Genomic DNA, 13,457 nt, shown 5'->3' with positions numbered 1-13,457 from the left:
AAATTTATATATAGGAGTTTAGATGTCTTGCATTTTTGATAAGATTGTAGCTGGAGAAATCCCTTCAAATAAGGTTTTAGAAAATGATAAATTTTTAGCATTTCACGATATAAATCCTAAAGCGCCTGTTCATATCTTAATAATCCCTAAAAATCACTATGAAAATTTTCAAGAAATGGATCCAGCTTTAATGGGTGAGATGACTAAATTTATCCAAGAGGTTGCAATAGTAATTGGTGTGGATAAAACCGGATATCGCTTAGTGACTAATTGTGGTGAAAATAGTGGTCAAGAGGTGATGCATCTACATTTTCATATGTTAGGCGGCACTATGCTTAAATGGACTGACAATCACCAACACGACCCAAAAAGTAGCTTTTAAACTACATAAAAACTGGCACTGGAGTATTTTCTAAGAAATACTTCGTGCTACCACCTAAGAATATCTCTTTTACCCCATTTTCTCCATAGCTACTAGCTATAACCATATCAAATTCGCCTTTTAGTGTATTTTCTAATAAAGCCTCTCCTGGTATATTTGTGGTAGTAACCACCTCAAATGTAGCATTGATATTATGATACTTTAGATATTCAAGTAATTTTGATTTAGCGTTTAAAGCTGTATCATCATATTTTTTAGTTACGATAATATGAATATTTTTTGCTCTTTTTAAAATATTTATAGAATTTGTTAAACTTCTTGAGATACTTGTAGTACCATTCCAGCCAATTAATATATTATCCATACTAAATTTTTTCATCTCATTTGGGATAATAATAGCATTTTTGCCGCTATTTATTACCGTTGCATCAAATGTAGATGTCGCCTCGCCCTTTAATGGAGTCGCTGCCACAACTAAATCACAAAATTTCGCCTCATACTCATAAAGGCGACTTCGAATTCCATTTTGTGTCTCAAATTTCGCACTTGCTGTGCCTGTGATATCGCCGATGCTGATGCCTAATTCACCGCAAATTTTTTCAAAAATTTGGTAATTTTTGTTTTTTTGATCATTTAATTCAGTAGCAAAAGCACCTTTTAAAGACTCAAACATATTGCTTCTACTAATTGTCATATCTAAATTTGATATTAACTCAAGATCTATCTGAGAAGATAAAAAATCTATATGAGCACCAAATTCCTTAGCAATAAGCAAGCCACCATAAATATGATTTTGTATTTCATCATTATTAACTAATGGACAAAATATTTTTTTGATATTCATAAGTACCCCTTTTAAATTAAATCTAGCGAGATTTTACCAGCTTTTATCTCGCTTACTTTTACTTTAATGCGATCACCTTCTTTAATAGGCGATTTAATTTTTGAGATATGAAGAAGACCATCTACCCCATCTCTTAATGAGACAAAAGCACCAAAAGTAGCTATCTTTTTAATCTCTCCATCAAATTCCTCTCCAATTTTAAAATTATCTATATTTTTAACCTCTTTTTTACCACCTCTTGTTTTTAGATCTTTTTGTGTGATTTGGATTATATACTCTTTGGCTGCTTCAACCTTGCCTTTTTGCGAACCGGCTACTTTAACCTCGCCCTTTTCTCTATCTAAATCGATGCTTACATCAAATTTCTCAATTATCTCTTTAATAGTCTTACCGGCTTGACCTATTATATCAACTATTTTTGATGGATCTACGCTAAATAGCTCTAACTTTGGCAAAATATCTTCATTAATTACTATATTATTATCAGCCTCTTGCATAATATTTAAAATATGCTCTCTAGCCTCTTTAGCTTGCAATAAAGCCTCTTTTAAAACTTCATGACTAATGCCGCCAAGTTTTATATCCATTTGAAGTGCAGTTATACCATCTTTGCTACCTGCAACTTTAAAATCCATATCGCCATCATGATCTTCTAACCCCATAATATCAGTTAATACAGCATGCTTATCACCTTCAAATACAAGCCCCATAGCCACACCGGCTACTAGCTTGCAACTTTGTACTCCAGCAGCCCTAAGCGCTAAAGAACCACCGCATACACTAGCCATAGAGCTTGAGCCATTACTTTCTAAAATTTCACTAACTAATCTAATAGAGTATGGGCTATCTAAATCTATGCTTGGATACAAGGCTCTTTTGGCTAAATTACCATGACCTAGTTCTCTACGACCTGGAGCCTTAATAGGACTAGCCTCACCTACGCTAAAGCCTGGAAAGTTATAATTAAACATAAATTTCTCTGCTACAACGCCCTTTTCTGTTAATATCTCGCTCATTTGTGCGTCACTATCAGTCCCTAAGGTAGCTACGACTAAGGCTTGAGTCTGCCCTCTTGTAAATAGACAACTACCATGAGCATTTGGTAATATATTTGTCTCGATACTAATTGGACGAACATCTTTAAGCCCTCTACCATCAGCTCTTTTTGATTCATTTATTATCTGTTCTCTTACGATTTTCTTCTTATATTTACCTAATATATTTAGTATTAAATTCTTATCCCAGCCTTCGCTTATAGCTGTATCGCTAAGGGCAATTTGATTAGCTATTTTAACTAATTCACTTGCTCTTTCACTTTTTGCCATCTGATTTATAGCGTTTTTAACTTCAGTTTTATAAAACTCATCTATATAAATTGCGATATCGTTATTTTCTATCTCGCTTTTATACTCTAAATTTGCTGCTGGTTTTTTATAATCTTTAAAGGCCTCTTCATAGGCATTAGAGCCATTTATGATAGCTTCATTAGCAAATTTAATCGCTTCAAGCATCTTAGATTCATCAAATTCATTCATTGATTGCTTTTGAATAAACTCACTACATAGACCCATATCCACTACTGGATCCATCGCTATCATAGAGGTTATATCATTAGTTAATGTCGGCAAGCTTCTCATCTCAATCATCAAAAGCTCATCTTTAACCCCAGCTACATATAGATCAAGTGTAGATTTTTTAAGCTCTGAATTACTAGGATTTAATACAAACTCTCCATCAATATGTCCAACTCTCACCCCACACACTGGACGCTCAACTGGAATATCACTTAAATACAAAGCTACACTTGCAGCATTTAATCCTACAACTTGTAAATCCACCTCAGGATCAGCACTTAATACCATAACTACTATTTGCGTAGGATATGCGTAGCCTTTTGGAAATAACGGGCGAAGGCTTCTATCTATTATACGACTAGTAAGAGTTTCAAAATCCCCTGGCTTTGTCTCACGCTTTACATATCCGCCAGGAATTTTACCAGCTGCATATTGTTTTTCTAAATACTGAACAGTCAAAGGCAAAAAATCCTCTTCAACTTGAGTATCTTCTCTTGCTATTGTAGCTAATACTACAGTATTTTTCACTCTTAAAAGCACTGCTCCGCTAGCTTGTTTAGCGACCTTGTTTAGATCGAAAATTTGAATTTGATTATTTACTTCTATACTGCACTGCATTTATATCTCCTTTGATTTTTGTATTTTTTGTAGTGGTAAATAGTGCGGACTATCTTCTAAAATAGACATAGCCGACTCTACTGCAACTCTAGAATTGTAATAAAAATCTACATCCACAAAATTGCTTATCTTTTTAGCATAATATAAACTATCAACCAAGGTATTAAAGTATGATAATATATCAGCTGCTATAAGTGGAGTGCCATATGTTATAGATTTTACATTTAAATTTATTAACGATTTAATGCATACAAGTGCTGTAATACCCGTTTGACATCCTAAATCAACTAATAAAATATTTCTACCTTGAAGATTTTCTAAAAGCTTACCTTTACGATATTTATAAACATTTTTTAAAATTTTTTCCTCATATTTACGGTGTGCTTCACCATAAATAAAATCTAAGCTTATATCAAAAGCATTAACCAATTCACTGTTATAAACAATCTCCTCAGTCTCGCTAACTATAGCAATTTCACACTCAGGATTATTTGGCGCATAAAGTCTCTCACTAAAAAACAGCTCATAACTAAGATCTAGCTCATTAGCAATAGCATTAGCCAAAACAACACTATCTAAAGATGAACAAACTACGACAAAATCGCCAGATATTAGCTCATTATGTGGCAATACATCTAACAATTTACTTGCTGCATCTAGTTCATCTTGAAATTTAAGATCATTTGGGCTTATCAATTTGTGGCCTTATTATCTTGTTCAATGGAAAAATCATATCCAACATCCCCTAATGGATAGAAGCTAAAATATAGATACACGCCCTGGCTTTTTTTAGACTCTAATCCAGCGCTAGTATTTTTAGGTTCGATATCTTCTTTATAAATTAAGCTATAATCCCAGCATTTTCTTTTATAGTGGATACCGCCTTGCCACATTTTAGTATAATCCCTTTGCAGATCATAATCCACACCTGCAAATATCTCATAATTATATGGAAGTTTTAAACTTGCATTGCCACTTAGATAGCTCTCCTTATCATATGCGTCGCCATCATAAAAGTTTTTATCATATGTATGCCAGATTCTAGTAGCAATTTTAGTTCCGCTATATGATATACCAGTTTGAATCTTTGCGATATCATGGTCTAAGTGCGAATATTCTATTTTATTACCAAAATCAAAATTACCATAATATAGATTTATTCGATTCTCAAAGCTCTCAAACTCATCTCTATCAAAATCATAGCTCTCTTTTACGCTGTGTCTTAGCACTTTTTGGCCATTAACATCGTAAAAAAATTGAGTTCCATCAAATGTTATTCGCTCAGTTGTAAAGCTATTTGAAACTCTATCGATAAAGTTATCTTCAAATAGTGCTAGATTATTTGGATCATAGGTTGCGCCATCTTTTATCATATAATACTTTAATAGCTTTTCGTTGATATCACCATTATTATACCCTGGTTTAATATAATCAAATTTAAAATTTATAGTATGATAAAAGCTGCTAAATGCCCTTGACATATCATTTTCTAACAAGATTCTATGATAATGGTTAATTATATCATCATAATGATTATTGTAAAAATCATTGCCATCATAGTACTTTGCTCTGTTATAATCAACATGTGAAGCGTATAAATTCTCACTAATATATAAATTTACATAATCATCAAATAATCCAAACTGTAATCCCAAAGGAATATCAATCTCATATTGATTAGCACTTACGCCAATTTCTCTAGTGTAATTATGATATTTAACATCAAATGAATAAGTCAAATTTGGCACTATAAATGTATTAAAAAAGCTATGATATTGCACCTTTGGTAGCTCTTGAAGTGTATCATCATTACCATATTTTGTACCGATTTTTGCCGTATCAATATAGTATTTAGCATATGTACCTAGATAGTGATTATCTGTAGCAATAAAATAATTTAATCTAGATTCTACTAGTGAGGCATGACTAGATCCATCTCTACCACGTAAATTTAAATAATCAATATCATTTAGATTTACAAATTCAAGCCACAAGCCCTCTTTAAAATCACCATCAATTAAATAACTAATTAATCTATCTCTATCATAGCCTAACTCAATTCCACGATGCTGTTTATTTTTTAAATTCTCACGATTTTGATACTTACTTCTCTCATTAAATATTCCGGAACGAATATATCCATTAGAGTACGGTGAATCAGCAAATCTAAAAGTTGAATATAGCCCAACCCCTCTATTTGTACGGATTTGCGGGTCAAATTCTAAATCCCATTCATTATACTCAGCCACATAAATTGGCTGTAAATACACCAGTCCTTCATCTCCACTATATGACAACTGTGGAGTTAAAAGTCCAGTTCTTCTAGTCTTATCAGTGCTAAAACCAAAATATGGTAGATACATCACAGGGGTGTTTTTAACATAAAATACAGGATTGTAAAGATGTAAAAATTTGCTTTGTTTATTTAATTCACCGCTACTAAATCCTATATGCCAATCTGGATCGCTAACATTACAACTAGATACAATAGCATTTTTAACACTTAGCATCTCATCAGAACTACAACTCTCATTACTTTGGAGCCAAATCTCTTTTTTCTTGTCAATTGCAAAGCTTCTATCAAAGCTCATTTCATTAGTTGTAAGATTGATTCTAGCATATTCTGAGCGGCTGGCTTCATACTCACCACGCATTAAATTTACGTTACCAAATAGCTCTATAATATTACTTTTTTGGTCATACTTTGCACTATCAGCACTAGCTAAGTAGTTTTGTGAATATAACAAAACATTACCACTGGCACTGATTATATCGCCATCTTTTTGCACATCACTAGCTAAAAATTCGACATTTTCTATATTGGCCAAAAGCTCGCCACATAAAAGCCCAGCAAATGCTAGTAATCTAATACGCATTACAAACTACAGTCTTGGCTAATTTATCTTGCCATGTTTGCCGCTGAGAATTGCCAAGCGCCCACAAAAATCCAATATAAAATAGCGTCTCGCTCAAAAGCCTCATACAAGCTCTTAAAAAGCTACTACTAAGGCTAGGTCTAGATAGCATCACAGTATCTATACAAACAAGCTTGCATAACATTTTACCAGGGGTTGCAGCATAGTACCAGATAAAAAATGTATGATACGCCACTTTCATAAGCGCAATTTGCCAAAATAAATTTGATATCGCAGCTAATGTAGCCTCAACGCCAATATTACTGGCTCTAGCGATATAATCCCAATAAATTAACATAAATAGCACAGATATGATAACATCATCGATAGCATAAGCTAGGGCTCTTTTATTTATGCTTGCAATAGTAATATTTTCTCTATATAATTTCTCTTCTAAGCTCTCTCTCATTAAAGCGCCTGATATCCGATATCATCACGGTATTGCATACCATCAAATTGAATATTTTTAGCTAGTTCATAAGCTCTATCTCTAGCCTCTTTTACACTCGTTCCTTTACCTACAGCTACTAGTACTCTACCACCTGTCGCATATAATTTACCGCCTTCTAACGACACTCCAGCATATGCTATATGCGAGTTTTGTGGAATATTTTCTACGCTTATTTTAGCTGCTGGACTGCTTTTATATGGATAATCTTTACTAGCTAGCACCACGCCTACAGCAATCTCATTTTCTAGTTCAAATTTACTTAATTTTCCAAGTGCTGCACCGTGCAAAATCTCACCTAGTTCACCACGAATTAATGGCATTAAAACCTCACACTCCGGATCGCCAAATCTAACATTAAATTCAAGCACATATGGCACATCATTTACCACCATTAATCCTACAAATAATACCCCGCAAAATGGCGCATTCTCAGCTTGCATTCCTTTAAGTGTCGGTTCTACTACCTCTTTTTCTACTCTTTTTATTAGCTCTTCATTGGCTAATGGGCTTGGTGCATAAGCACCCATTCCACCAGTATTTGGCCCTTCATCGCCGCTTAGCAATCTTTTATGATCTTGTGCTACTGGAAGTGAGACGAAGCTATTTCCATCGCAAATAGCAAAAAAACTAAGCTCAAATCCATCTAAAAACTCTTCTACTACAACTCTCTTACCAGCTGCACCAAAGCTTTCCCCGCTTAGCATATCTTTTACAGCAGTCTTAGCTTCATCTTTGCTCTTAGCAATTATTACACCCTTTCCAGCGCATAACCCATCTGCTTTTACTACAACTATATCGCCTAAGGTATCAATAAATTCAGCCGCTTCATCATAATTATTAGTATTTATAAATCTTGCTGTTCTTATGCTATTTTTGGCTAAAAATTCCTTCATATATGCTTTTGAACTCTCTAATCTTGCAGCAGCACGTGATGGACCAAAAATAGTTAAATTATTAGCTTTAAAGATATCAACCACACCATCACTTAAAGCATTTTCAGGACCAACTATAGTAAGTTCTATTTTATTTTCAAGTGCGAATTTAGCAAGCTCATTAAAATCTTTAATATCTACATTTTGACCCAAATTTGCAGTTGCTCCATTACCTGGCGAGAAAAAAAGATTATGTGTTTGGTTATCTTGAGTTAATCTAAGTCCAATGGCGTACTCTCTACCGCCACTTCCAATAATGAGAATATTCATATAATTCCTATAAATTTAAAATACCCAGATGGTCGGTGCATAGTAGAATCGGCCCTAATATAAAGCCAATCTTGCAAATAGGCAGCAGCTTTAGGTCGCAGCTTCTAAACCGTTAGGCATCAAGCAAAGTCACGTCACACCACTCTGCACATCTTCGCTAATACTAATTTGTTGGACCTTCATAAAAATGCTATCGAGTCATCCAGGCAGGGAAATTATATCAAATTTGACTTAAATTTTAGATAGTTTATTGGATTTTAAATCAATTTTTTTTCAAATTCAGCTCCAAATTGCTATAATCTAGCATAAATTTTAAAATTTAAGGTAGAAAATGTATAAAATTAGACCCGCCAAAAAAGATGATATCAAAGATATAATTAATCTTGTTAAAGAACTGGCTGAATATGAAAAGATGAGTGATAGGATAAAATTTAGTGATGAATTATTTCAAAATTCTATTTTTGAAAAAAAATACGCTCACATTTTAGTTTGCCAACATAGCGAAAAAATCATAGGATATGCTATATATTTTTATACCTTCTCTAGCTTTCTTGGGCGTGCGGGGATATATTTAGAGGATTTATATGTTCAGCCTAAATTCCGTGGCAATGGTATTGGTAAACAATTTTTAGCTATTCTTGCTAAAAAATGCATTGATGAAGGATTGGGGCGACTAGAGTGGGAGTGTTTGACTTGGAATAAACCAAGTTTAGAGTTTTATTATAAACTTGGCGCTAAAAATAGAGATGAGTTTTTTCATCTTAGACTCGATGGTAAAGAGTTGGAAAATTTAGCAAATTTTATTAAAGATTAAATAGCTTTTTGGTAGTATAATGGACAAAAATTATACCATTTACAAGCTTGAGATATTGCGTGCAATGGGTTTTAAATTTGTTAGCTTTGATGAGATTTTACCACATAAAATATCTGAGTTTAACTCTTTAAAGCTATTAAATACACAAATAAAAAGCTGTAATCTTTGCCAGCTATGCAAAAGCCGAACTAACGCAGTCATTGGTAGTGGAAATATTAGTAGTGGTGTAGTTTTTGTGCTTGATAGTCCAAATGTTAGAAGCGATAAAAATGGTCTTTGTACTCCTGATGATTCGCTTTTGCGATATTTAAATTTAGCTGGACTTAACGCAAATGAGATATATTTTACATATATTTTAAAATGTATTAATAAGCAGAATAATTGGTATTATAATGATATTTGTACAAAGTTTTTTAACCAAGAACTTGCAATCATTAAACCTAAATTTATTGTAAGCTTTGGATTAAATTGTTTTAAAGAACTAGCTAAAAATAGCTCATTTGAGAGCCATAGAGGTGGCATTTATAGACTTAAAAATTCACTTTATATGCCAACTTTTGATAACACTTGGATAGACAAAAATCCTAGTAAAGCTAATGAGTTTATAGCAGATTTAAAAAAAATAAAAGGATATTTATGAAAAATTTAATTATTTCATTTTTTATGATTTTTATAGCAGTCATACAGGCAAATTCGCAATCTAGATGTGATAAAGAGTGCTTAAAAGAGTTATCTCGTGGGGTTGATTTTATCCAATTTATCTACACTCCGCTAACTATGAGCGAACCTTTTAAGAGCTACTATGCTGGTATTAAAAAGCTTGCAACCATTCCAGAGATTGAGATTGGCCGCAAAGATATAAAAGTTGCCCTAATAATTCCTCAAGATGTAATAAAAAGCTACTCTGTAGTAGTAAGTGATTCAGTTTTTGCATATATTTTCAAACGTGATGTTGGTTCGCATATTGAGATATTTTATAGCGGTGATGAGAGTGCAGAAAATCTAAATTTAGCTATAAACAGAGCAAAAAATGCTGGATTTAAATATCTTATTGCTCCACTAACAACAAACGGCTTAGAGATTGTAAATAGCGATGATTATGATGATTTAATATTTTACATTCCAACAATCAATATCAAAAATATTTCAAACCCAAGATCAAATTTATTCTTTGGTGGCATTGATTATGAAGCACAAATTCAAAAGCTATTGACAAAAGCCAACCATAAAATAACCGCATTTGGCGATGGTAGTAGAGTCTCAGATATGCTAAATAATCTAGTTGCTAATAACACAAATGAACCATATATTAAGAATATAGAAGGTAGTGATATAAAGCTAAATTTCTTAAAAAATAATTATAAGGTTAAAAATAGCTCTATATTTTTAAATACTCCATTAATTAAAAGCGCACTACTTAGTTCGCAATTTAGAGTATTTGAGCTTACACCTCACATACTGCTCTCAACTCAGCTTAACTATAATAGCGCTTTAATCAGCCTTACTCAAAGTGGTGATCGTAAAAATATGTATATTGCTAACTCCATAATGACTCCTGATAGCCAACTAGAGACACTTAGTGCTATTTTAGGAGAAAAGCTTGATTATGATTGGGTGGCTTATTCTACAATGATTGGAATGGATTTTATATATCTAAATTACATAAACAAAAGCGCAAAAGCTATCTTTAAAGAAGAGATACAAAATAATCAAATACAATACAATATAAATATTATGCGTGCTGGAAATTATGGATTTTATTTTGATGAGTAGTAGTAATAGGTAAATCCTATTACTTAGCTTTAATGTTCATTTAACTGGCCAAAAACTCTAGCAAATTCTGGCTCAAGTCTAGAGAGCTTTCCATCGCTAATAAATCCTACTATAACCTTTGCACGAAATATCAATTCACGCTCGCACTCTCCTTTAATGTTTGCTACTTTATATATATCTTGAGCTAGGGTTAAACTTACACTGCCAACCTTGACAAGCTTGGTTTGAACATCTAATATATCTCCTAAAACAGCAGGTTTTAAATAGTGCGCTTCAAGCTTTGTAACTACAAAGTGGCGACTATCATTAAATTCAATTCCCGAAGCAAATACTATCTCACTTCTAGCACGCTCACAAAATTTAATATAATTGCTATGATATACTATCCCACCACTATCTGTATCTTCGTAATAAATTCTAACCTTTAATCCCATTAACTCTCCTTACGCACTCTAATGAAAAATAGTGCCACTTGAGCCAACATCATTGCTTTCATCACAAATTCACTAGCTTTATGCATACTAGCAAATTCAGCCGTAGCAGTCGCTTCAGCGCCGATTTTTTGAGCTTGAAGAATATATGGCGTGAAATAAAATACAAACGACATAGCCAAAAGAGTTATAATAAGTGCTAAGAAAAATGCGCTAATTTTATAATTAAAACTCTCGCTATTTTTCAAATTAATAATCTCAAAAAGAAAAATTAGCGATGAGATAAATGTCAACATCACATTATATTTTAAAAATACTTGAGTCATTAATTGACCGCTTTGATAGTGGCTCAAAACTCCTTCGCCAATATATTGCGATGGATAAAATATCACAGGCGCCATAAATATCCCAATAGCAAGCTCAGCACCAATACAAATACCAAGCAAAAGCAGATAAAAACTTCTAAATTTAACCATTATTTTCCTTTATTATAAGCTACAAACCCACGATCTAATCCAGCTAAATCGGTATAAAACTCACTTTGAAAATCAAGCTTATCAAGATAATTTTTCATAGATTCTCTTTGATCATAGCCCATTTCGCAAATTAAATATTTAGCTCTAGATTTTGCTAGATTAACAATATCTTTTAATATCTCATCACCAATTTTACCACCTATTAATGCTGTTTTTGGCTCACTTAAAACCCATTTATCCAGCGGATAATTAGCTGCAATATATGGCGGATTAGAGATAATAATATCAAAATCACCATTAACTTTATCAAGATAATTTGACTCTATAAGCTCTATATCGACTTGAAATTTCTCTTTATTTATCTTAGCATACTTGAGTGCATCTAAACTAATATCAGTAGCAATTATTTTAGCATTTTTAAGTTCTAAGGCTAAAGATATACTAATAATTCCACTCCCAACGCCAATCTCAGCAATCCTTGGTGTATTAAATTTACTAGCTATCTCTAGGGCTTTTTCTATCAAAATCTCAGTCTCAAATCTTGGGATTAAAACTCCCTGCCCTACTTCAAAATATCTTCCCATAAACTCACAATGTCCAGTGATATACTCTAGAGGTTCTCCGTTTTTATATCTATCTAATAATTCTATAAATTTATCTTTTTTAGCCAACTCATCATTTAAATGTAAAAATATCCACTCTCTACTTTTTTTTAAATGAAACTCCATTAATAAGTACGCAAAACGATTACCAAATTCCTTGGCTAAGTGTAAACCATCACAAATTCTCAAGACGCTTTAGCCTCTCAAATAGGGTTGGATGTGAATGATATACAAAACTATAAAATGGATGAGAAAGTGGAAAAGATTTATTTTCTTTACCAAGTTTTTTAAGAGCTGATATCATATACTCTTTATTAGTTTTATTAGCACCAAATTCATCAGCGCCAAATTCATGCGACCTAGAAAATGTCGATATTAAAGGCTCTACAACCACCATAAAAAGTGAAGAGTATAGCAAGAAAAAGATAAACAATCCGCCACCACTTTGTTCTAATCCAAGTGCGGTATAAATATTAACTGGAATATTTCCAAAAATTGCAAAAAAACCAAATAAAACCGCACTCATTAAGGCTATATTTTTAATTATATCTTTATGTTTGAAGTGGCCAAGCTCATGGCCAAGAACTGCTATAATCTCATTTTTATCAAGTTTGTTTATTAATGTATCAAATAATACTACTCTCTTAGTCGCTCCAAGCCCACCAAAATAAGCATTTAATCTATTATCTCTTTTACTAGCATCCATACTATATATACCACTACTTTTAAATCCACATGAGTTTAATAGATTATTTATAGCTAAATTTAACTCATCATTTTGCAATGGAGTAATTTTATTAAATATTGGAGCAATAATTGTCGGATATATCAAATTTACTAACAAAATTAATCCAAAACTAATCGCAAAAGCCCATATCCACCAGCTCTGCCCTAAAAACTCATAGCAATTTAATAAAATCCATGAAACTCCAAACCCAAATACAAAAATCATTATTATACTTTTAATAAAATCCATGGCAAAAAGCCCAACTGTGCTATTGCAAAAGCCAAATTTCTTATCCATTACAAATTTACTATATATCTCAAAAGGTAGGTTAATTACTGCCCCAATGACTAAAAATAAAGCAACAAGCAAAGCATCTCTTACTGTAACCATCTCTATACCACTAAGGCTAGAAGCCAAAGCGCTAGCGCCCCATACGCTCCATATAGCTACAGTAATAAATAGAAAAATATTATAAATTATCTCAAATTTTTGCTTTTGTATTGCTACGATTGCGGCATTATGAAATTCTGCCTTAGGCAATACTACTGGCTCCTTACATCTTTTAATGTAATTTATCTGTAAGATACTTAAAACCACTCTATAAATTGTAAATAAAGCATACAAAGTAATTAAAATTTCAAGCATAAA

14 protein-coding genes are annotated in these 13,457 nt (G+C 32.6%); 4 read left to right on the top strand and 10 right to left on the bottom strand.

The annotated features are described in order from the left end of the window. The first annotated feature begins 22 nt into the window (after nt 1-22). On the top strand, nt 23-382 hold the full coding sequence (locus tag CIGNP91_RS04285) for a histidine triad nucleotide-binding protein (RefSeq protein ID WP_086253482.1): 360 nt from the start codon (nt 23-25) through the stop codon (nt 380-382). A 1-nt stretch (nt 383) separates the two neighbouring features. Here CIGNP91_RS04285 and CIGNP91_RS04280 read toward each other — a convergent pair whose 3' ends face one another. From CIGNP91_RS04280 to purD, 6 genes are read right to left on the bottom strand one after another with little or no spacing between them, the layout of a single operon-like run. After that, nucleotides 384-1,226, bottom strand: coding sequence for a universal stress protein (locus CIGNP91_RS04280; protein WP_086226228.1), 843 nt, complete (start codon nt 1,224-1,226; stop codon nt 384-386). A gap of 11 nt (nt 1,227-1,237) precedes the next feature. Beyond that, complete coding sequence (locus CIGNP91_RS04275; RefSeq protein ID WP_086253481.1) at nt 1,238-3,418, bottom strand: polyribonucleotide nucleotidyltransferase; 2,181 nt, start codon at nt 3,416-3,418, stop codon at nt 1,238-1,240. Then, nucleotides 3,419-4,114, bottom strand: coding sequence for a phosphoribosyltransferase family protein (locus CIGNP91_RS04270; protein WP_086224762.1), 696 nt, complete (start codon nt 4,112-4,114; stop codon nt 3,419-3,421). After that, nucleotides 4,111-6,294 (bottom strand): LPS-assembly protein LptD, encoded by a 2,184-nt coding sequence (locus tag CIGNP91_RS04265; protein ID WP_086253480.1) that lies wholly within the window; start codon nt 6,292-6,294, stop codon nt 4,111-4,113. Before CIGNP91_RS04265 ends, CIGNP91_RS04270 begins: the two co-directional genes overlap by 4 nt. Beyond that, on the bottom strand, nt 6,284-6,742 hold the full coding sequence (locus CIGNP91_RS04260; RefSeq protein ID WP_086229239.1) for an RDD family protein: 459 nt from the start codon (nt 6,740-6,742) through the stop codon (nt 6,284-6,286). Before CIGNP91_RS04260 ends, CIGNP91_RS04265 begins: the two co-directional genes overlap by 11 nt. Then, entirely contained in the window at nt 6,742-7,986 is a 1,245-nt protein-coding gene (purD, locus tag CIGNP91_RS04255; protein ID WP_086253479.1) for a phosphoribosylamine--glycine ligase, read from the bottom strand. The genes CIGNP91_RS04260 and purD overlap by 1 nt, the downstream gene beginning before the upstream one ends. A 331-nt stretch (nt 7,987-8,317) precedes the next feature. Between purD and CIGNP91_RS04250 the strand changes: the two genes are divergently transcribed. Genes CIGNP91_RS04250 through CIGNP91_RS04240 form a run of 3 tightly spaced genes read left to right on the top strand, consistent with a single transcriptional unit; the run spans nt 8,318 to nt 10,573 of the window. Continuing rightward, nucleotides 8,318-8,800: a GNAT family N-acetyltransferase gene (locus tag CIGNP91_RS04250; RefSeq protein WP_086241060.1), complete on the top strand. Its 483-nt coding sequence runs from the start codon at nt 8,318-8,320 to the stop codon at nt 8,798-8,800. Nucleotides 8,801-8,819: 19 nt separating this feature from the next. Continuing rightward, nucleotides 8,820-9,440, top strand: a complete 621-nt coding sequence (locus CIGNP91_RS04245) for a uracil-DNA glycosylase family protein (RefSeq protein WP_086253478.1) — start codon at nt 8,820-8,822, stop codon at nt 9,438-9,440. After that, nucleotides 9,437-10,573, top strand: a complete 1,137-nt coding sequence (locus tag CIGNP91_RS04240; RefSeq protein ID WP_086253477.1) for a hypothetical protein — start codon at nt 9,437-9,439, stop codon at nt 10,571-10,573. Before CIGNP91_RS04245 ends, CIGNP91_RS04240 begins: the two co-directional genes overlap by 4 nt. Before the next feature lie 29 nt (nt 10,574-10,602). Here CIGNP91_RS04240 and CIGNP91_RS04235 read toward each other — a convergent pair whose 3' ends face one another. The 4 genes from CIGNP91_RS04235 to CIGNP91_RS04220 are packed head-to-tail and all read right to left on the bottom strand — an operon-like array spanning nt 10,603 to nt 13,454. Next, entirely contained in the window at nt 10,603-11,007 is a 405-nt protein-coding gene (locus CIGNP91_RS04235) for a YbgC/FadM family acyl-CoA thioesterase (RefSeq protein ID WP_086233687.1), read from the bottom strand. Further along, nucleotides 11,007-11,480, bottom strand: a complete 474-nt coding sequence (locus CIGNP91_RS04230) for a DUF4149 domain-containing protein (RefSeq protein ID WP_086238685.1) — start codon at nt 11,478-11,480, stop codon at nt 11,007-11,009. The genes CIGNP91_RS04235 and CIGNP91_RS04230 overlap by 1 nt, the downstream gene beginning before the upstream one ends. Then, on the bottom strand, nt 11,480-12,271 hold the full coding sequence (prmC, locus tag CIGNP91_RS04225) for a peptide chain release factor N(5)-glutamine methyltransferase (RefSeq protein ID WP_086253476.1): 792 nt from the start codon (nt 12,269-12,271) through the stop codon (nt 11,480-11,482). The genes CIGNP91_RS04230 and prmC overlap by 1 nt, the downstream gene beginning before the upstream one ends. Beyond that, nucleotides 12,258-13,454, bottom strand: a complete 1,197-nt coding sequence (locus CIGNP91_RS04220) for a M48 family metallopeptidase (protein ID WP_086253475.1) — start codon at nt 13,452-13,454, stop codon at nt 12,258-12,260. Before CIGNP91_RS04220 ends, prmC begins: the two co-directional genes overlap by 14 nt. Nucleotides 13,455-13,457: the final 3 nt, after the last annotated feature.

The organism is Campylobacter sp. P091, assembly GCF_002138935.1.
GTDB classification, from domain to species: Bacteria; Campylobacterota; Campylobacteria; order Campylobacterales; family Campylobacteraceae; genus Campylobacter; species Campylobacter devanensis.
This window is presented reverse-complemented; position numbering and strand designations above follow the sequence as displayed.